This is a genomic window from Rossellomorea marisflavi, assembly GCF_001274775.1.
Classification (GTDB): domain Bacteria; phylum Bacillota; class Bacilli; order Bacillales; family Bacillaceae_B; genus Rossellomorea; species Rossellomorea marisflavi.
Window position 1 is genome coordinate 1086881 of record NZ_LGUE01000001.1, and the last position, 20452, is coordinate 1107332.

The 20452-nt window shown below is 45.3% G+C and carries 22 protein-coding genes; 4 read left to right on the forward strand and 18 right to left on the reverse strand.

The window, feature by feature from the left end:
* Positions 1-119: 119 nt before the first annotated feature.
* Positions 120-701: a lysophospholipid acyltransferase family protein gene (locus tag AF331_RS05495; RefSeq protein ID WP_053427129.1), complete on the reverse strand. Its 582-nt coding sequence runs from the start codon at positions 699-701 to the stop codon at positions 120-122.
* Between the two features lie 155 nt (positions 702-856).
* Here AF331_RS05495 and AF331_RS05500 point away from each other — a divergent pair, with 155 nt between their 5' ends.
* Entirely contained in the window at positions 857-1105 is a 249-nt protein-coding gene (locus AF331_RS05500; protein WP_053427130.1) for a hypothetical protein, read from the forward strand.
* A gap of 36 nt (positions 1106-1141) precedes the next feature.
* On the opposite strand, the gene AF331_RS05505 is transcribed toward AF331_RS05500, so the two are convergent.
* The 5 genes from AF331_RS05505 to AF331_RS05520 form a co-directional block, all read right to left on the reverse strand.
* Positions 1142-1576, reverse strand: coding sequence for a DUF2512 family protein (locus AF331_RS05505; protein WP_053427131.1), 435 nt, complete (start codon positions 1574-1576; stop codon positions 1142-1144).
* A gap of 57 nt (positions 1577-1633) precedes the next feature.
* Positions 1634-2407 (reverse strand): aminoglycoside 6-adenylyltransferase, encoded by a 774-nt coding sequence (locus tag AF331_RS05510; protein ID WP_053427132.1) that lies wholly within the window; start codon positions 2405-2407, stop codon positions 1634-1636.
* 104 nt (positions 2408-2511) lie between these two features.
* Entirely contained in the window at positions 2512-3618 is a 1107-nt protein-coding gene (gene spoIIP / locus AF331_RS05515; RefSeq protein WP_160316491.1) for a stage II sporulation protein P, read from the reverse strand.
* A gap of 165 nt (positions 3619-3783) precedes the next feature.
* Positions 3784-4149 carry a CotD family spore coat protein gene (locus AF331_RS21775; protein WP_152915543.1) on the reverse strand — a complete coding sequence of 122 codons (366 nt, stop codon included), beginning with the start codon at positions 4147-4149 and terminating at the stop codon, positions 3784-3786.
* Between the two features lie 101 nt (positions 4150-4250).
* Positions 4251-5720 (reverse strand): flavin monoamine oxidase family protein, encoded by a 1470-nt coding sequence (locus AF331_RS05520; RefSeq protein WP_235576320.1) that lies wholly within the window; start codon positions 5718-5720, stop codon positions 4251-4253.
* Positions 5721-5885: 165 nt separating this feature from the next.
* On the opposite strand from AF331_RS05520, the gene AF331_RS05525 reads away from it, so the two are divergent.
* A complete protein-coding gene (locus AF331_RS05525; protein WP_053427134.1) occupies positions 5886-6107 on the forward strand; it encodes a hypothetical protein in 222 nt (73 codons plus the stop codon).
* A 54-nt stretch (positions 6108-6161) separates the two neighbouring features.
* On the forward strand, positions 6162-6911 hold the full coding sequence (locus AF331_RS05530; protein ID WP_053427135.1) for an AAA family ATPase: 750 nt from the start codon (positions 6162-6164) through the stop codon (positions 6909-6911).
* Between the two features lie 119 nt (positions 6912-7030).
* Here the strand turns inward: AF331_RS05530 and AF331_RS05535 are convergent, their stop codons facing one another.
* The 7 genes from AF331_RS05535 to AF331_RS05565 all read right to left on the reverse strand — a co-directional run bounded on the left by AF331_RS05535 (position 7031) and on the right by AF331_RS05565 (position 14395).
* Positions 7031-8476 (reverse strand): N-acetylmuramoyl-L-alanine amidase, encoded by a 1446-nt coding sequence (locus AF331_RS05535; RefSeq protein ID WP_053427136.1) that lies wholly within the window; start codon positions 8474-8476, stop codon positions 7031-7033.
* A gap of 393 nt (positions 8477-8869) precedes the next feature.
* A complete protein-coding gene (locus AF331_RS05540; protein WP_053427137.1) occupies positions 8870-10276 on the reverse strand; it encodes an MDR family MFS transporter in 1407 nt (468 codons plus the stop codon).
* Between the two features lie 47 nt (positions 10277-10323).
* Positions 10324-10911 (reverse strand): TetR/AcrR family transcriptional regulator, encoded by a 588-nt coding sequence (locus AF331_RS05545; protein WP_235576321.1) that lies wholly within the window; start codon positions 10909-10911, stop codon positions 10324-10326.
* Positions 10912-11146: 235 nt separating this feature from the next.
* The gene (locus tag AF331_RS05550) at positions 11147-12019 is read right to left on the reverse strand and encodes a sulfite exporter TauE/SafE family protein (RefSeq protein ID WP_053427139.1); all 873 of its coding nucleotides are present in this window, start codon (positions 12017-12019) and stop codon (positions 11147-11149) included.
* Between the two features lie 72 nt (positions 12020-12091).
* Positions 12092-13294, reverse strand: a complete 1203-nt coding sequence (locus tag AF331_RS05555; RefSeq protein WP_053427140.1) for a glycosyltransferase family 4 protein — start codon at positions 13292-13294, stop codon at positions 12092-12094.
* Between the two features lie 31 nt (positions 13295-13325).
* The gene (locus AF331_RS05560; protein WP_053427141.1) at positions 13326-14066 is read right to left on the reverse strand and encodes a glycosyltransferase; all 741 of its coding nucleotides are present in this window, start codon (positions 14064-14066) and stop codon (positions 13326-13328) included.
* Between the two features lie 140 nt (positions 14067-14206).
* A complete protein-coding gene (locus AF331_RS05565; protein ID WP_053427142.1) occupies positions 14207-14395 on the reverse strand; it encodes a hypothetical protein in 189 nt (62 codons plus the stop codon).
* Positions 14396-14531: 136 nt separating this feature from the next.
* Between AF331_RS05565 and AF331_RS05570 the strand changes: the two genes are divergently transcribed.
* Complete coding sequence (locus tag AF331_RS05570; protein WP_053427143.1) at positions 14532-15032, forward strand: DinB family protein; 501 nt, start codon at positions 14532-14534, stop codon at positions 15030-15032.
* A 33-nt stretch (positions 15033-15065) separates the two neighbouring features.
* Here AF331_RS05570 and AF331_RS05575 read toward each other — a convergent pair whose 3' ends face one another.
* The 5 genes from AF331_RS05575 to AF331_RS05590 form a co-directional block, all read right to left on the reverse strand.
* The gene (locus AF331_RS05575; RefSeq protein ID WP_082346761.1) at positions 15066-18119 is read right to left on the reverse strand and encodes a DEAD/DEAH box helicase; all 3054 of its coding nucleotides are present in this window, start codon (positions 18117-18119) and stop codon (positions 15066-15068) included.
* Between the two features lie 102 nt (positions 18120-18221).
* On the reverse strand, positions 18222-18770 hold the full coding sequence (locus AF331_RS23085) for a CotD family spore coat protein (protein WP_327205387.1): 549 nt from the start codon (positions 18768-18770) through the stop codon (positions 18222-18224).
* A 240-nt stretch (positions 18771-19010) separates the two neighbouring features.
* Positions 19011-19394: a nuclear transport factor 2 family protein gene (locus AF331_RS05580; protein WP_053427145.1), complete on the reverse strand. Its 384-nt coding sequence runs from the start codon at positions 19392-19394 to the stop codon at positions 19011-19013.
* Positions 19395-19464: 70 nt separating this feature from the next.
* On the reverse strand, positions 19465-19764 hold the full coding sequence (locus AF331_RS05585; protein WP_053427146.1) for a putative quinol monooxygenase: 300 nt from the start codon (positions 19762-19764) through the stop codon (positions 19465-19467).
* Between the two features lie 37 nt (positions 19765-19801).
* A complete protein-coding gene (locus AF331_RS05590; RefSeq protein ID WP_200908247.1) occupies positions 19802-20440 on the reverse strand; it encodes a nitroreductase family protein in 639 nt (212 codons plus the stop codon).
* Positions 20441-20452 lie beyond the last annotated feature (12 nt).

Genomic DNA, 20452 nt, shown 5'->3' on the forward strand with positions numbered 1-20452 from the left:
TGGTTAGTTTCTGCCATGGAAGAGGATTCATACATAATCAAATGAAAATATGGTACGAATCCTTTTCCAAATAAAAAGCTGTCCGTACAGATCTATTATCAAATCTGTACAGACAGCTTTCAGCTTATTTTTTGGGCTTCTTTGATCAACTCATTGATTTTCCCTGATAACACCTTTGTCTCTGCGGTCATTTGTTCCTTGTCCTTTGCACGTACGGTGTATGGTTGGCCGATGACGATAACGGCTTTATGACGGTTGCGCAATAATTCTTTAAACGATGTCGGCCCGTGATAGGCTGCCGGTACAATGGGCACCCGGGAGAGGTTTGCTATCGTGATGGCACCGCGTTTCGCTTCCACATCCTCATCTGAACGGGTCCCTCCAGGAAAGACCCCTACGATCGCCCCTCCCCGAAGTAGTTTAACGGGCTTTTTGATACTTGAAGGAGAAGGGTTCTCACGGTTCACAGGAAAGGCGTGAATCTTATGTAAAATAAAGGCAGGGATTTTCCGGTCGAAAAGTTCCTTCTTTGCCATAAAGTTTACGGGTCCGGGCATACTGAAGCCAAGGGCAACGACATCCAGCCATGTTTTGTGTGAACATGTCACAATATAGCCTCCCTCTTCAGGAAGGAGATGGGCATTTCGGATTTCCACTTTTCCAAAAATCAATTTTGCCAGATTTGCAAGAAATGAATACATGAGATCACCCCATCATCTAGTTTTAATACCTGGTACTAATTATAGTCGAAATCATCCAATTTACAACTGATACTTTTATTTCCTCTCTTCACGGGCGTCCAGCTGGTACAATAAGAAGGTATATCATCAAATCATGAGCTCAAGGAGGACCTGTAATGGATTTACAAGGGCAAGAAAGGTTTCTATCTTTCATTTTACAAAGGGTTCAGGATGGCAAGGAAGAAGAGGCAAAACTGATCCTGATGGAGAACTTCAATAAGCAACAAGAAGGAACCTTCTCAGAAGAAGACGCACTCTCTTTCCTCCCTAGGATCACGCCATTATTAAAAGACGAAAAAACAAATGAGGTACAAGCCGTAGTAAAACAGTTCTCAAAGACATTCAATCAAGGCGACTCACGCTGAAACAGGTAAAAGGACGGTATGGGAGCATACCGTCCTTTACCTTTCGTCCCGATCGAGGTCGGGTTGAAACTCTTCTGATGCCTCAGTTTGATAGTCCTGCCGGTAAACAGGGGCAGAGGAATCAGTCAAAAAAACATTTTTTCTAAGATGATGGTGAAAAAACCACTCAAATGAGCTTACAGATACCGCTGCCACAAAAGATCTTACAAGAAAGGTTTGAGATCCAGCCACCAAGGCCGAACTGAGAAAATACACCATGATCGAGCTCAAACCAAAATCTGCAAGCACCGCCCAACCATTCGTGGTCCTTGGCAGGAGATACAAATCACCAAGTAAATAACCGATTAGGACAAGCACACCAGTCAACGCAATGATGGAACCCATCGATAGACCTGTGACCCCTGCCAAAACCGTGTAGAGGATCAGGAATGTGACGACGAGTTTTAATAGAAATGCTGAAACATACTTCAAGAACATCCCTCCTGCCTTTAGGATTTACATGGAAGAAGGGATTATGTATCAGACTTTCTACTTTCTTATGGCTCCCAATGTACGAAGCATGGTATCCAATAGTCGGTTTCCAGGTTCATCCAGCCATACAGACCTGATCCAGTTTCTCTCAGCCTCAATCAACATCAGAATCTCATCGGCTGCCTGTTGATGCGTGAACGGCCCTATGAGCCCCATGATTTTCTTCACTTTCCCGACATGTTCCTCCGGAAGACTCGCTTCGAGTGTCTTAAAGCCAAGCTGCGCCCTATCAGGATTATATCGTTGCAAAAGGACACTGGAGAAATTCCTCATTGTGTGCTGAAGCATTTCTGCTGCCCACAGATCATTCCCCCTTCGCATGGCTTTGAGGTATTGAAAGAGGAACCACCCGGTGTCACCAGCGAATTCATTGAATTCGGCATCGGATAATAAAAGGTTTTGACTTCTCGCGAATGGGCTCAATCTGTCTTCAGGATCATAAATGACCTTGAAATAATCTTTTTGCTTGAATGTCTTTTCCGTCACCGTGAAAAGATCGATATGAAGCAGATCCTCATAAACCGCGATGATCTGTGGTGCGATGATGAACAAGTCATCATGGAACAGGAGCTTCCCATAGGCTTCTAAATGTCTTAACCGGTCCTGGACGAAAGACGCCAGATCCCCTTGCTCGACAAGACAATAAAGATCCACATCGGAGAACTCATCTTCCTCTCCCCTCCCCATCGATCCCTTCAAAAATATACTTTTCACCCGCTTATCTTTTTTCAAGCTTTCGGTGATGGCTTCGACAGCGATCCATTGCTTCATCCTCGGCACACTTCCTCTTTTTGAATATTACGCCATTATATTCCTTATTTGCACTTTCTTCAATTCTTTTTTCACAAAAAAAAGAACGAGCCAGTAAGGCCCGTTCAATTGTTTACTTCGACTGCATCTTTGTGATAATAGCCTGCAAAGATCTCTGCAAATGCTTCCGTAGAATTGTACAGTTCCACCAGGTTATTTTCAACCCCGCCGAATTCGAGGAGCAAGGCCCTTTCCGTCAGATCCTGATTGTAAACACCATTCCCCTCAGCCTTCGTTTTGACAAATACCCCCCTGCTGATACCCGGATACTCTTTTTCAAGCTTGGCGTGAAGCTCCCTGGCAATTTTCAAGTTCTTTTCATAATTCTTATTTTCCTTTCCTACGATAAAGAATAGGCGTGCGTATGCTTTTCCGTTAATGGTTTTAGTGGTTACTTTCTTCGGCTGTGAGTCGCGGTGTACATCAATGATATAATTCAGATCTTCGTCCTGGGCGATGGCTTCCTGGACGAGCCCTCTTGATAATTTATAGGATTCGTAATAGCTCCAACTCTTTTCTTTCAGTGCCTGGTTCACATCGGTTTTGTCCTGAATGGTCCCGATCCCTCTTGACTCCAATTCCTGTTTCAGCTTGGCGCCGACTGCGATGACGTTGACTTTTTCGTTCGTGCTTGCCGGGTCGCTCGATTGATTATTCTTTATGAGTGGGCTGAATGCTTCCCAGCTGTGGGAGTGATAGATGAACACAGACTTCTTGTCCACTTCCTTTACCCCGTCGTCCTTCGAGTCATTCGCCTGATCGATCTGGTCCTGGTCAACTTCCTGATTGGTCAGCTGTTCATCTGTAGGGGCTGGTGATTCGTACGGCAGATTTGTAATATCTGTCCCTTTACCAGCTACCGCTATATGTGTATGATAATTTTCAATTCCAGGTATTTCCCTTCCAAATAAACTCCTGGGATCCAATAGTGATACATTCGTGACACTCTCAAGCCAATCAAAATCATGATTGAGCTGATCTTCATTGGCTATCCTCAATCCCGTCATCTCCTGTGAAAGGAGCATAAGGAAGGTCTGTTTCGGAACCATTTCCGAGACAGAGGAGTACAGGAGGCTATCGACCTTCAGTTTGATGGCCATGGTGGAAATAAGCCAGATAGAGGCATACATCACGACGATTCCAATTATGACGACCCTTATGATTGCTTTCAATGAGACGGCAACGAGTGGAACTAAATTGTTTCGATTTCTAGGAAAATTCGGCATCATAAGATCTCCCATTTTTTAGTTTTACTAGTTCAATCTATGCTCCAATGATGAATAATAGAAGGGATAATTCTTCGTAAATAAAAAAGCACCCCGAGGGATGCTCTTATACTAGAACCACCTGCAGCCGCAGCGACGGTTGCGGTTCCCACATCGATGGCCGCCGTCATAGCGATCGCGATCATCATTTGCCGGACGGACCCAGCCGCTTCCAGGACTTACCCTTCTGCAGTCAGGACGATTGACATCTCTTCCACAGTCATAGTTTTCAACCACTGTTTCGTTGACTTCCCTCGTGCGTACAGGGTAATAGTTTTCATTTCGGACAATAGTACGGTTGACATTGATGATTTCAGTCGGGTGGATGTTTTTGACGGTACGCGTTTTCGTACGGGTATTCACAACGCGTTGAGTAGGGTTGACGATCACTTCGTCACGATCAGGTGAAACTCTTCTATTGTGTTGGTAATTTCCCACTTGTTTTTCCCCCTTTCCTACGAAAATACCTTACTTGATAGAGTATGCTCCATAGAAAGAAAGGTGTGGGATAAGCTCCTATTTTCATAGATTTGGGCATGCTACCTCTCATTCAACTCGTATGCAGCCCTGATTCCGGATTCGATAGCCCCCTCCATCCACCCATGGAAAGAAGAGGTGTGCTCCCCTGCAAAATGAAGCCTCCCCTCAGGATGCTGGATATAGTCTGCAAAATCCGTTTCTTGCCCGGGAGTGAATAATGTAAAGCAACCAGCTGAAAATGGATTGACGCTCCAATTGTATACAGCATAAGAGCTGACTTCCGAATATACCCTTGGGCCATAGAACTTTTCAAGATCCTTCATGACATTTGCAAAGATCTCCTCTTTCGACATGGAGTTAAATAGAAGTGCATTCTGACCCCAGCTGTAACTGGCGAGAAGAACACCCGGACGTCCACTGCCGATGCCATTGCTCGGTACATAGGTGAATCTGGACGGGAGATCTGAGATGATATTGCCGATCTTCATTTCTTCCCAGAACCTGTTTTTGAACTCAATGCCGACCTTGACCGCTGGAACATTCGTCAGTTCCGTAATGGCTTGCCACTTTTTAAAAGAAATGGACGAATAAGGTTCAATTTCGATGGACTGCAAAACCGTGAAAGGAACGGTCACCAGGGCATAATCCCCCCGATAGATGCCAGGTTTGCCGTTTCGTGTATATACCTCAACCCCGTCCCGGTCCTGCACGATGCGGTAAACTTGCTGATTCATCAACAGGTTGTCTTTGAGCCCTTCTTTAAAGGCGTATGGAAGTCGATCATTCCCCCCTGTGATCTGATTAAATTTAGTTTCTTTCCTGAAAATCGGATAAATGATATCGGTCAAAATATCTGAGAAAGAAAACTCCGGAAATCCCTCTATCCCCTGTAGCACGCTGATCATTCTGATGGCATTGAGCGAAAGGGGATTTCCGTAAGGACTCTCTCTAAGGAACCTGCCCATTGAGTAATTCGAGAATCTCTCAATGAGTCGTTTCCGCTCCTCCTTGCTTCCACTCTGATAGGCATCGATGAAGGGTTTGGTTGTGTCCAGGAAAAGCTGTTCCGCCGTCTTACCCTTTTCGGATTGGGTCAGTGGAAACCCTAATATATCCGGATTCCCCTCATACTCATCAACCGTTGTATAGACTCCATTTACATACAGTTTATCGTATGGAGTGGTATTCAAAAAGGGATTGGTCGGGAGGTTGAACTTGCGGATGTACTCCATGACCAAACGGTGATTATCGGGAATTCTCATGGCTCCCATGTCAAGATAATTCCCTTCAGAGAATGGGGAACGTTTCGTATATACCCTTCCACCGATGCGATTATTGCCCTCTAATAACGTGACCTCATGGCCAGCTTTCTTCAATAATGTTGCCGCCACCAGGCCACTGAGCCCTGCGCCGATGATCAAGATCTTTTTCTTTCCTTTTCCCTGCGGCAGTCCGCCTTTTATGATAGCGATCATGTCGTCAGGATACTCTGGAGACGGTGTCCCCGTCCTGATTCCCCACTGATTCAAAGCCACTCCCCCTTTCCTTAGAACATCATATGTGCATACAGTCATCCCTATACGCAAGAGAACATGCGTTTCTTTTTGCATGGATCTTTGTTATACTAAAGCTAGTCATTGGGTCTAAGAGACTGTATTTAGTCAATCCCTTTAGTGAACAAAGGGGGGAAATCTATGACACGTGATGTTGTAGTCAAATTATTAAGAACGATGAAGGAGTTCGGTGAGAGTGAGATCACTCATACCTTTATGGGCAACGAACCGAATGAAATCTCCATTTCGTTTGACAGGGAAGGGCAGCTGTTCCTGCTGAAGACCGACTCCCATTCTGTAACCTATTATTCAGACATCGAGGACCTCACTTCCATGATCCTGGAATTGACGTCATCTTCATAAGAACAGTGGGCATCATGTGAACATGATGCCTTTTTTTAATAGAAGGAGGATTTTATGGAATCATTCCGCTACCTGAAAAGTATTAAGTTAATAAGAGAAGAAGTTCCTACATTTGACCGGTACCCTTTTACCATACCTAGCATCCGCACTCTCGACGAACTCCATCTGGATCGTGATGTGACTTTCATTGTCGGTGAAAATGGCATGGGGAAGTCCACCCTCCTCGAATCTATTGCTGTGGCCCTTGGATTCAACCCTGAGGGCGGATCTCTAAACCTTCAGTTTTCAACGTATGATTCACACAGTGAACTCGATCAGTACCTCCGCATCGTCCGTGCTCCCAAGAAACCAGATGATGGATATTTTCTACGCGCTGAGAGTTTCTACAATGTAGCCACCCAAATCTCGAAACTCGACGAAGACCCTTTTGGCCCTCCGATCATCGATTCGTATGGCGGGACATCACTACATGAACAGTCCCATGGGGAAGCTTTCTTTTCCACCTTTATGAATCGTTTCCACGGCAATGGGATCTACATACTGGATGAGCCGGAAGCAGCCCTCTCACCCCTGAGACAAATGGCGATGCTGACAAGGATCCATGAGCTCATCAGACAGAACTCACAGTTTATCATTGCTACCCACTCCCCCATTTTAATGGCCTACCCCTCCTCTACCATCATTGAGTTGTGCGAAGACGGTATGAGGAAGAGGGACCTTGAAGAAGTAGGACATTACCGTATCATGCAGCAATTCTTCAATGATCATGAAAGAATGATCCACCATTTGTTGAAGGACGAATAATATTCTTCTAAACGAGGCTGAGACAAATAGAAAACCCGAACTAAAGTTGCCTTGTCTCAGGCAGGATAGTTCGGGTTTTACTATGACTAACACATGTTTGTCCCAGTCTTTTTGTGCATTTATTTAATCGTAAGCTGTTTCATCGCATCTTCCATCAACAAGATCTGTGCCTTTGCCGACGCAATGGAATCGCTCAAATTCCGTTCATGCAGAGCCAAAACCATTTGACCGTATGTGGTTCCGGGCACGGCCCATTTTCCGTTTAAATCTATCCAGTCTCGGGCGATGCCCCTTTTCACAAGGTTAAACCGTGGATCTACTAGTTGAATGCCCGATGGCAATGGAGAGGTGGTCGTATAAGCGAATAGATGCTGAAGGTGGGCGTGGACTCCTTCTTCGGCTGACATGAATTGAGCACCATCCACACCTGGACCAGTCGTCCCGATACCGGCATAATTATTTTGAGAAGCTTTGACTTGTCCAGTAAATCGGAAGAAATTCGTCTCATGCAGAGCTTGGGCAAACGCTACGTCACCCCGAATACCATACAATTTTCCAAGGGCGATATAATAGGTTCCCAGAAGAGGTGCAACAGGGTTCACCTTCCTTGCAAACTCATCGAGTTGATGTCCTTTCAACACACTTTCACCGAGGATGGAATACCCCGGTTTTGAAGGAGCCTGTGGCGGAGGGGTCGGTTTTGGGGTGGACGTTGGCGGAGAGGTCGGCTTTGGCGTATTTGTTGGTTTTGGTTGGGAGACGGGAGGAATGGATGAAACGGCGCCTTCAACGACCAAAAAGGCATCAATCTTGTACCCCTTCAACGTTTGAACAAGATTTTCAGCATTCTGCCGATCGGCAAATGCCCCTGCTTGAACCCGGAAATATGTTTTTCCATCTAGAAGAAAAGACGTGATGAAAGAATCGATTTTTCTTCTGGAAAGCTCTTCCACCCTCTCTTCAGCGTTCTTTCGATCACCGAAGGAGCCCGCAATCACTTTGAAGACGGCCTTTTGTGCATCAGGCAGCACCAAGGCTTTGGCAAGCCCCTTTCCTAATCCGGAGACTACATCTGATCGGAATGCCGCTGACTGCATCAAGGCGACGTCGGTATCACGATCGATGAAGAGAATCTCCACTAATAGAGCATTCATGGTTGTTTCCCTCAATACATGAAAGTTCGCCCTTTTCTTTCCCCGGTCCACCACACTATATTTGCTGATGGATGAGACGATTTCATTGTGTATGGTCGCTTGGAGGGATACCATGTCATTTGATACCTTTCCATCATAAATATAGCTTTCGAACCCTGTCCCTCCCCCTGCGTTATGGTGGATGGATAAAAAGAAATCTACTCCCCTGGCATTGGCAAGTCGGCTTCTTTCCTCCAAAGATAATTCCCGGTCGGATTCACGGGTCATGATCACGTTGACCTGATAATGTTTCAGCAGGAAATCTCTCAGTCCGAGAGCTATGAGCAGATTATAATACTTCTCTTCATGGCCTTTATAGCTTGCCCCGGGATCGCTTCCACCATGACCGGGATCAATCATTATGACCTTCACTTGTTATTTCCTCCTTTAATCGTTACTACTATAGTATATGCAGGATTATACCAGCTTGTTCGGACAAGCTGCCAATCATTTAGAAACGCAGGGGGCGTGTAGCGAATCCGAAGTTTGCCATCCTCGGTATCTCCTTTGCCTTTTCTAGATCCCGCAGGGGATCTGGATTGGAGGAAAGGGGATTTCTTACGTGTTTCCAAAGTGCTTTCACAAGTCTATCACCTCCTCCTATACCATATGAACCGGAGGAAGAGTTGGTGTGGATGATTGGATAGTTACTAGATTCGGAATTCTTCGCGGTTTGAAAAAAGGAAAAATCCGACCGACCATTCTCAAAAAATCGAATGGTCGCTCGGATTCATGTGCTAGGTATTGGATTTCGTGTATTGTGTGTTACGCACTTCCCTTTATTCTTCTGGAACCGGGATTCCTCACAAAGAAAGATAGGATCAGTGCCACGATTGCGGTGATGCCCGCCACCACGAAGGAGACGTTCACCCCGTGGATCATGCCCTCCAACCCTTTTGTTGGAATGGCGCTTGTTGTCATGACGGTCACGAGCATCGCCGTACCCATGGCGCCGGACACCTGACGCATCGTATTGTTCATGGCTGTACCATGAGGGATCAGATTAGAAGGCAGCTGATTGAGTCCTGCTGTTGTAACAGGCATCATCACCATGGCCACCCCGAACATCCTAACTGCATTCCATGTTGCCAAGTAAGCAAATGTGGTTTCTGCAGATAAATTGGTGAACATGAACGTCGAGAGGGACAAGATTGTAAGACCTATAATCGCGAGCCACCTGGCTCCGAATTTATCGAATAATCGGCCGGTTATCGGGTTCATCAATCCCATGATCAAGGCACCGGGCAGAAGCATCAAACCGGATTCAAGTGCTGAAAATCCAAGCATATTCTGCATGTAAAGTGGAAGGACCGTGGCTGCACCGATCATGGCTATGAACACAATCATGCCTAAAGCTGTTGTCAGCGTGAACATTGAATTTTTAAACACACGGAACTGAAGCATCGGCTCTTTCAATCGTAGCTGTCTAAGGATGAACCAAAGAAGTGACAATCCACCCACAATCATGGATAGGTCCACCTGGTAGCTTCCCCATCCCTTGGATCCTGCAATACTGAATCCATATAGCAAACCGCCAAACCCGAATGAAGACAAGATTACAGACAGGATGTCCAATTTAGGGAATGTACGTTTTGTCACATTTTTCAATAGGAAATAGGCTACGATGAAGTCTACGATCACGATCGGCAGGATCACATAAAACAGACTCCTCCATGGCAGTTCCTCTACCATCCACCCTGAAAGGGATGGTCCGATCGCCGGCGCAAATGAGATAACAAGCCCGAACATCCCCATGGCCGCCCCTCTCTTTTCGACGGGATAAATCATGAACAGGATGGTCTGCATAAGCGGAATGATGATACCTGCGCCAGAGGCCTGAATGATTCTTCCTACCATCAAAAAGCCAAATGAAGGCGCGACAGCACAGATGGCTGTCCCAACCGCGAAGAGGCCCATTGCACTTAGGAATAAAGCCCGTGTCGTAAAACGACCGATCAGGAATGCGGTAACCGGGATCATGATCCCATTGACCAGCATAAAGATCGATGTCAGCCACTGGGCTGTACTTTCATCAAGGTTCAAGTCTTTCATAATATGGGGCAAAGCCGTACCTAATAATGTTTGATTGAGAATGGCGGCAAACGCACCGGAAATCAAGACGATAAGAAGTGGTGTTTTGTTGAATGTTTGTGTTTGTTGCGAATCCTCCATTTTCTATTCTCCCTTCTTTCTTCTGGTTTTATTTCACAGGAGATACTTCACATGGAAACCCCTTTCCTTATCATGTGGATCTCCCTGTCATATTTATTCAGCGCTTCCTCTACAGTCAATTCATCCGATATGCTTTTCACAAGGTTATGGAAGGTGATCGCAGTGTTGATCTGGAGGAGATGGTACAGATCCTCTCTCGTCTGGATGTTAAGAAGACTGCGATCAATCAGATGATATACTTCTGCATAGCGCTGATCCAACGTTTCTTTGGTCAAATGCTGGGTAAAGGTCTTTTCAATTTTATAATTCATGTTCAGGAGTACATTCCGCATGAAACGGTTTTGGTCACTTGCCCTGGAATGCTGCAGGACCATCCTGAATAATTCCCTGCTTGCTTCAAAAAGATCGCCTTTATATTCACGCAATAAGGATGTGAAGTGTTCAAACCTCTCCCTTGCATGTTCTCCCACCAGGAAGAAGAATGCGTCTTCCTTATCCTCGAAATATTGATAAAAACTTCCCCTCGGTATACCTGCCATTTTAAGGATATTCGAAATGGAGGCCTCATAAAGGGATACCCTTGAAAACTCTTCACGTGCAGCATCGATCAACCTGCTCCGTTTCTCTTCACGCAAATTAAAAAAAGTCGGTTTGGGCAATTCGGACACTCCTTCAGTGACGGATGTTTGCCACGAAGAAAACTTCAATGGTCTATACCCGCAATGCAATAAAATTAAGACAAAACCCCTCAATAACTTCCCAATACAAAATGACACGATGTCACATGGAACCTTATCCACTTTATGTGACATCGTGTCATATGTCAACAACTTTGCTCACTTATGAACAATGTTGTTGGATAAATATGTTTTATTTTGTACCTTTCCCCTTCAAACTGTATATGACCCCGATGATCCACGTGGCCAGGATGAATATGCAGACCCCCAGGATGACGGTGCCTGGTTGATTGAACACAGTGAGTAACGTATAGGAATTCGTAAGAATAATGAATCCGCCTACAAGCACGCCCAGGAGAAACGAAGGAAGTTTCTTGACCAACAGTGCCGCAAGAGGTGCTGCTGCAACGCCACCTATGACGAATGCCGCCACCCACTGCCAATCAAAATTCTCCCACCCTAAAAATAGGACAAACCCCAATGTAGCGGATAACGTCACGGCAAACTCACTTGTATCCACAGTACCGATGACCTCCCGTGGCACCGCTTCCTTTCCTGACAACAAAACGGGTGTATTGATCGGTCCCCACCCACCTCCTCCTATTGCGTCGAAAAAGCCTGCAGTGGCTCCAAGAGGTAATAAGATCCGTTTTCGCACAGAAGCAGCGGGTTTCGCGTTGTGTTTGTCATCAGATGGAGAAGGCCAAAAAAGAAACCGGACGAAGATATACAACCCCAATAATAGTAAAAAGGAAGATATATAAGGTCTGATTGCCTCTCCTGGAATACTGCTTAAAAATGCTGCTCCGATAAAAGCACTGATACTACCAGGAATCATTAGAAGCAAGGCCATCCGCTTGTTGACATTACCGAACTTCCAATGTGCCATGCCTGAGGCAGCCGTCGTTGCAATCTCAGACATATGGATCGAAGCCGAAGCAATAGCCGGGGCAACGCCATAGGCAAGAAGAAGGGTCGAAGATGTCAGTCCGAAAGCCATCCCCAGGGAACCATCCACAAGCTGTGCAAAAAAACCGACGATGGCAAAAATGATTAATTTACGCAAGGCATTCACTTACCACTCGAAAGGCACGTACGGGAATACGGCAAACGATCTTTCCAAAATAGCTCCTAGCGATCATGTCAAAGCCCTCTTATAAAGTGCCAATGTCTGAGAGACCATGGCATCCAATGTCCAACGCTCATTGGCCCATGCAATCGCCGCCTGCCCCATCCTGCAGCGTCGATCATCATCATTCAGCAAGGCCTCTATTGCATTCTGTAGGGACTTTGCATCACCCTTGGGAACAATCAGTCCGTTCAATCCGTCCTGAATCATCTCCGGAAGCCCGGCAGCATCACTGACGATCGCCGGCAATCCGGCAAACTGACCCTCAACAACCGAAAGGGGCTGGGTATCCTGAAGACTCGGCTGGATGAGAAGATCACCTTGAGCAAGGATGGCTTCCATGTTCTGCTGATGTCCGAGGAATGACACGCGGTCATTCAACCCAAGCCGTTTTGCCAACGCCTTTACCGCCGGTAGATAATCCCCATCCCCGACAATCAGGCATTCCCAGTCCTGACGGCCCAAGTTGACCTGGGATAGGGCTTCAAGTAAAAATGTGATCCCCTTAAGATAAATAACCCTTCCAGAGAAGATGAGCACCTTGGACTGATCTTTCTTTGAAACCGGGGTGCCGGTTTGACTGTTTTGGATTCCCAATGGGTATGAAATGACCTTTGTAGGATTCACCCGGAAATCGGTCTCAATTTGTGACTTCATCCATTTGGATTGGGTGTGGATATATTTGCTCTCCTTATATCCTTCTTTCTCTAGTCGTTTATAATAGTTGAAATCCTTTCCCGTCAGGATGGAATGATCGGATAGGTGGGGATATACGGATTTTAGTACGAGGAAGATCTCTTTGGTGAGACTCCCATGTGCACTTGTGACTAACGGAATATGAGCGGGCTTCATCGATCCGATGATTTGGGCGGCGGTAACATCTTGTGCATGAATGACATCATATGATTCCAATCCATACTCCCTTAGTGTCATTTCAAAATTGATGCGGTAGATCTCTGCTTTCTGAATAATAGGATGCTGTTGGTGAAATGGTAGTTCTCTGTTGATTCTCGACATGATCTTCGAACGCATGGACTCGAGCATCATCCCATGATCAAGATGATGCATGCGATACCCACTCAAGTCGGGGCGCTGGGAAAACAAATCAACCTGATGACCCAGTGAAAGCAGCTTTTGTTGAAGGTTCGAAACAACCGTCCAAATTCCCCCCGCATATGGGAGGGGGTAATAGGAAACCAATAGGATTTTCATTCGGATCCACCTTTCATATCCGGGGCTGCCTTCATTCGAACACCACTCGCTTTAACCTGTTTCCTTGGAAGTTGAGGAAATTTTCAAGCTTAGGGATATAATGATGTTTGATCATAAAGGTTTCTTTCTTGATTCCTTCCTGGTTTTTACTGGTACCTTGATTGGGGTGGGCGCGATAGTTCAACAGGACTTGGTCAAGATAGTAAAATGGAATACCTTTCAGTAAGATGCGGTACCACATTTCATAATCCTGAGTATAGTTGAACTCCGTAGAAAAATAGCCTACTCGATCGAAGACTTCCCTGTGAAGGATAACGGTGCACCCGTTAATCGGGTTAGATGTCAAAAATGAGCGATATACCCCCTCTGCATGCTGGAACTGTTCGCCGCATTTAGGGATAAGAATATTATTATCAGGTCCGATGTAATCATAGTTGGTAAAGCTTGCCTTCGCATAGTGCTTCTTCATGAAGGAGATTTGCTGTTCTACTTTGTGCGGCAGGAAAACATCATCCGAACTCAGCCAGGCGATATACTCACCATTTGAATGGTGAATACCTGTGTTAATGGCGGATGCTGTCCCCCCATTTGCTTTCCTTACATAGTGAATCGAAGACAGATAAGGATGAATCCGTTCTACTTCTCGATCAGATCCATCGTCCACGAGAATAACTTCGATGTTCGGGTATGACTGTTGCAGGGCGCTCTCAATGGCTTGATCAACGAACGCACAGTTATAAAAAGGGATGATGATTGAAACCAAGGGCTGCATAAAATGATCCTCCTCATTCCGGACAAGTTTTTACATCCTATTCATCAAACTCAGCATCTGACTATACCTTTGCCTACACGAAAAAAAAACTGGCCACTGTTGAATGGAGATCATCCAACGTAGCCAGTAAAGATCCATATTCAGTTCGGCTTAAAATAGAAGTTTAGCCTATCATAATGAGCGTGATAATAGACGATCACGTAATCATTCTTTAAAGGTTCATTTATTTTTTTGCCGTGGGGAAGGTAAGGATATTCTTCGATGGTAACATCTTCCCCGGAAAAGTGTTCAGTAATCCATTGTTCAATGTCGTTCTTGATCGTATCCATCCCTCCACCCCTTCAGCGTAATCTGCATTCATAACATACATTACCCTTAAGAATCCCTCTGAAACCCATTTACTGTACGGATAATGGTTGAAGGTCTACAATGAAGGTAGACTACAAACCTACTGGAGGTCTAATAATGAAAGAATCCATTACGTTAATTACAGATATTCGTAAAGAACTCCTCGGCGAAATACAAAGTCTTACGGATGAGGAGCTCAACCGGACCATCCACACAAATCGGTGGACGATCATGCAAGTTGTCGACCACCTCTATCTAATGGAAAGAGCTATTACGAACTCATTGGTTCAAGCACTTGAACAAGGTGATGAACAAAGTGTCGACGATAAACCCGTACACCTTACCGTCGACCGCTCACGAAAAGTTCAAGCCCCCTCATATGTAGAACCTGCTGATGAAATGAAAACCCTAGGGGAGATGAAGGAAAGACTTGAAAGCTCACGCGAGGAACTTCTACATTTCCTTGAATCAATCCCTTCTGAGGATGACTTGAAAACAAAAGCAAACCCTCATCCTGTATTCGGGATGGTGCGATTGGATCAATGGGTGCCGTTTATCGGGTATCATGAAAAACGTCATATCGATCAGATTCGTGAATTAAAAGCAGATCTGATTTGATCGAAAAAGAGCGCCTGGGAGCCAGGCGCTCTTTTACTCTTCTACTAAGATCTTTAAATCCTCCAGACTCCAGCGGTAATCCTGATCGATCACCTCATGATACAACGCCTTCTTCTTCAGCTGAAGTTCATTCATCTTTGCTTCAATCGTCCCTTTAGATAGGAGTCTGATGACTTGGACTTCTTTCGTTTGCCCCATCCGATGGGCACGGTCCATTGCTTGGTTCTCTACTGCCGGATTCCACCATGTATCATACAAGATGACGGTATCGGCTCCTTGCAGATTCAAACCTGTCCCACCCGCTTTAAGGGAGATCAAGAAGAAATCTCGTTCACCCTCATTAAAGCGCCTCGAGAGCTCCACCCTTTCAAGAGGATCGGTTTCACCGCTGAGGTAGAAATACGGCGTGCCTTGTTTGAGCAGCTCGCCCCCGATGATTTTCAACATACTTGTGAATTGGGAAAAAATAAGGACCCTCCTTCCCTCCGCTTTGGCATCTTTAACGAGAGAAAGGAGATGAAGGAGTTTGGCAGATCCTCCCCGATAGCCCTCTACAAACAGCCCTGGATGACAGCAAAGCTGGCGTAGCCTTGTGAGACCAGAAAGGATCTTGATTCGATTCTTGTCCAATGTATGGCGGTCAAGATGCTTTAATTCATCGTGCTTCAGCTTTGCTAGATAAGACGCATACAATGCCTTCTGTTCCGGCAATAGGTCAATCATTTCGACCGACTCATGTTTTTCTGGCAGCTGTGCCAATACGTCCTTCTTCATACGCCTCAATATGAACGGGCGCACCTTCCTTGATGCTTCTTTGGGTTGCAGATGGCTAAAATCAGTAATCCCGCCCAGAACACCTGGTGAAATCACATGAAAAATCGACCATAGTTCTTCCAATGCATTTTCGATCGGGGTGCCCGTCATGGCAAAGCTCCGCTGAGAACGGATCTTCTTCACCGCCCTGCTTGTCTGAGTGAATGGGTTTTTGAATGCTTGGGCTTCATCGAAAAACACCGTATGAAATTCCATATTTTCATACAGCCTGTGGTCCATTCTTATCAGGGGGTAAGACGTAATCCATATGTCTGCTTCCGTATTCAACATGAGTTTTTTTCGAGTTGCTGGCGCTCCTCCAATTACCTGCACCCTCAAAACGGGCGCGAATTTCTCAACTTCCTTTTGCCAGTTATGAACCAAAGAAGACGGGCACACCACCAGGATCGGACTTTTCAGTTCATTGGATCCTGTTTTTTCAGAGAGGATATAGGCGATTGCCTGCAAGGTTTTTCCGAGTCCCATATCATCAGCGAGCAATCCACCAAATCGGAATGAAGCCAAGTATTTCAACCAAGCAAAACCCGCTTCCTGGTAGGGCATCAAAACCCCTTTCAAATCTTCTGGAACAGGATAATCCAATGTTTCAGGATGATGGATGCCTTGAATGAATGTAGCATAGGATTCCTCGCGATGATAAAGGTCACTATCTTCTACGAGGTCAAGAAGTTCAGTTGTTGGCGGGGCGTCTATGCCCATTCCATTCAAGAGATCATGGCGATCGGCTTGGACGGTATGAAGAAACTTCTCAATGTCGCGTATTTCTTTCGATTTCAAGGACAAGAGTGACCCGTCGTTCATCGGATAATAGGTGCGCTTCTCCTCTAACGCCTCCAGGATCCCTTCAATTTCTTTATGTGGGATCCCGTTCATATCAAATGAGAAATGAAGCCAGTTCCCCCGTTCCTTATTCACCTTCACTCGAAGCCTCGGTAATGCCTTGCGCTTATATAGTCGATTGCGGACTGCGGTGGTCGCAAAGATGTTCACATACCCTTTTAGGTCGTTCACCCCGTATGTCAAAAAATCAAATTCCAATTCTTCATTCTGAAGGTATAAACCTTCCTCTGTTCGCGTGAATGGGGTCTCATCGATTTTCTCGAGAATGCGCTGTTCCCGGACCCGATCTCTCAGGAATTTTCCATCCTCTTGATCAGGAGCAAGAGGATTAATGGAGAGGTGCCCATATTGAAATTCCAATCCAGCCAACAACCTATTCCCTACTCGATCAAGGTATAGCTTCACTTCCAATGGGGTGCGAGAGAGCAAGGCCATCATCGTTTCAGAGAACGTGACTTCCCCCAGATCTTTCAAGCCTACTGCGACCTTATCAACGAACAGATTGATCTGAGTCTGAGGAATCCTGATCACATCAGAAGATGACGTAAGCAGTTTCTTCATCTCAATCAGTTTCCGTCCATTTTGTGCAGACAATGCCCTGAAGGTCCCGTGATCGATGGCCACTCCATAAGAAGGAATGATCTCCAAATCCCGTACACCCCTGATATGAAGGGTATAGCCTAGATCTGATTGATCAAAATGAAAACCAATGTCCGGCAACTCATGGTTGATAATAAATTCTACACGCTCCCCCTTTGCATATTCGAAGAAAACCTTAACTGCCTCTAAAAGAGGAAGAATGTCCCTCCATATAGGAACCGTAACCACAAGTGATCCCGCTTTTTGATTGCCTTCTCTCCCACGCTCTAAACAATTTAACAGTTTCATGTCTTCATGCTTTAAGCAATGGGAGGAAGGGAGATAATCGAAATCGTCTGAGATCCTGAAACACTTTCCCTCCTTAACTGCTTGAGTGAAGCCGTGGATGTCATGAACGGGCCTACCTTCGATTCCAAGAGATAGATATAAGATTTCTTCATACTTTATGTACCAAGACAACTGCAGAGTTTCCCTGGTTTCAAAATGCGACTTGACGGTGGGGACACTTGTATCCTCATTGAAGAGTGCGATCAGTTCTTCAGCTGCCGCCTCATCTCTCATGGTCAGCCACACCGCGGCAATGTGTTGGCATTCTTTTTTAAACGATGCCAGTTTGGGGCATGAACAAGACGCAGAGTCATTGCTCAGGTCGATCATCACAGAAAAGTCCTCATCGCCCTTCACCGTTGCGCTCACATGCCCATCCCCCATAGAGAGGATGGAGACGCGATTGCGTCTAACATACTCTTGCCCTTTTTTATATGATTGATCCCCACAACGATCTTTGATCTTGCGGTCTGTTATTCTGTACATATCCCGATTCCTTTCAACATTCTACTCCTCATAATACCAACTATCCGTTTGGAACGAAACCAAACAATAAAAAATGGTGCCCTTTTAGGACACCATCAAATTTTACCAGAAGAATCCTGGTCTAGGCCTTCCACATGGACGTGGTGGGCATGGACGAGGCGGGCATGGCGGTGGGCAGTGATGCATCGGCATCATTTGTTGCGGCTCTGCGCATACATGTTCTTCCGAAGCGGAATTGACCACCGATTGTGTGTGTGGATAAGAGTGTATATATTTATAATGTGTGTGATTCACCTGCGTCGTGTGGCTCGGGTGAACCATAGGGATTTGAACTTCCTGGTTTACATTTTCAGTGTATTGTTTTGTTGGGCTGGTCTGGGCAGGCATCATCTGTGTTGGTTTTGTTTGGGCTGGAGAAACCTGCGGATAGCCGCAGTTCATTGGTTGCTGTCCGCTTTGGGCACCTTGAACTCCTTTATTTCCTTTATACATAATCTGTATCCTCCTCTCTTTCTCTGGGTCTAAGATAGTATAAGCAGGACAAGCGTCCATTGTCTGTATGAATACCCATTTCCTAAAGATTTTCATAAAAAAAGCAGCGCTTCTCACTGCTTGATGATGAATACCCTTTTGCTTTCCACTCATGGACATGCTAACTAAACCCTACGCCCGAAGAAAAACTGGATGCTCTCCAACGCCAAGGGGACTACGTATATGTCATCTTTAGGATTTGTTTATTGCTGCCGTGGTGGTCAACAGCTCATCCAATTCGATACACGGGAATAGACGTATGGAGGTGTTTCAAACTTACAAAATATAGTAAAGGACAAAAAATTCCCTGCCCAATAAAAAAACACCTTCTTATTGTAGAAGGTGTCAATCCATGCCGCATTACTTCTTATAATCCGAGAACATGTCTGTGTTGTCAGGCACATTGGCAAGATACGTGATTTTCCCAGAAGTGTCTAGCTTGGCAAAATCTTTCCCTGTCTGGGTGTAGACTTCACCCGATTTACGTTTTCCACAAACCGCCCATGGTGTTACATACAGATCTTCTTTCTCTTCGTATACCCAGCCTTCAAACATATGCTTGAGGTCGACATTTTCCTGGAACACCATCTTAACGAATTGATTCCATTGATCGATGCCGTGTTTTTCATGCCCATTCAATACAAACGTCATATCTTCTGTAAATAGTCCGCTCAATTCCTCAAACGCTTTTTCACTTGTTCTGGATTGATCGAATAGATCAAAGTATTTTTGTAAATTTTCCATTTTGTACATCCTCCATTTTCCCATTAAGAAAAGCAGTCCCAAGAGGAACTGCTTCTTATTGAATCATCAATTAAGAAAGTTTCAATTCTTGTCCTTCGAACATGCGCACTGCAAGAGGGCCGGCAAGGAAAGCTTTTGCTTTCGCACCAAATGCCTTGAAGTGCTCACTATTGTTATGGCTTTGGACTGCGTCCATGTCTTTCCACATTTCGATCATTGTGAAATGATTTGGGTTTTCAACATCGCGTTTAAGTGAGTAGTCCACGTTTCCTTCTTCTTGTTTAGAAGCAGCGATGAGTGTGCGGATCTCAGCTAGGAATTCTTCTTCTTTTGCAGGGTTCACTTGTAGTTCAGCGTGTGTAATAATCATGGTTCATTCTCCTCTTATGGTTAGTGTTGGTTTTGTATTATTTCCATTTAGTGATTTCATCGATTGGAAGGCGGACTGATTGGTACCCGGCGTCTGCAGCTTTACCGATTGAAATCAACATAACTGGATAGTAGCGTTCTTTATCCATTCCATAGGCTTCGGCAATTTGGTCTTTTTCATACCCACCGATTGGGTTGGTGTCATATCCGTGGTGACGTGCTGCAAGCATAAGTTGCATGGATACAAGACCGGCATCGATCAGGTTCATTTCACGCATTTCCTGAACAGGAACCTGACTTAACATTCCTTTAATCCCAGGAATCTGCCTGTCTCTTACTTCTGCAGGCATAAGGCCTTTTTCTACTGCATCATTGTAGATGCGATCCGTGTAGTCAAGGCTGTTCATATCCACGAAAACAGCAATGACTGCTGAAGATGTATTAACCTGAGTTTGGTTGAATTTTGCAAGTGGTGCAAGAGTGGCTTTTCCTTCTTCACTATCGATGACAAGGAAGCGCCATGGTTGAAGGTTTACAGAAGACGGAGCAAGTGTTGCTTCAGTCAAGATCTCCTTCATTTCCTCTTTACTGATTTTCACACTCGGATCATAGTTCCTGATGGAACGGCGACCGGTAATGAGGTCTTGGAAGTCGTTATTGCGAACTGAATTCATGATGGTATTCCCCTT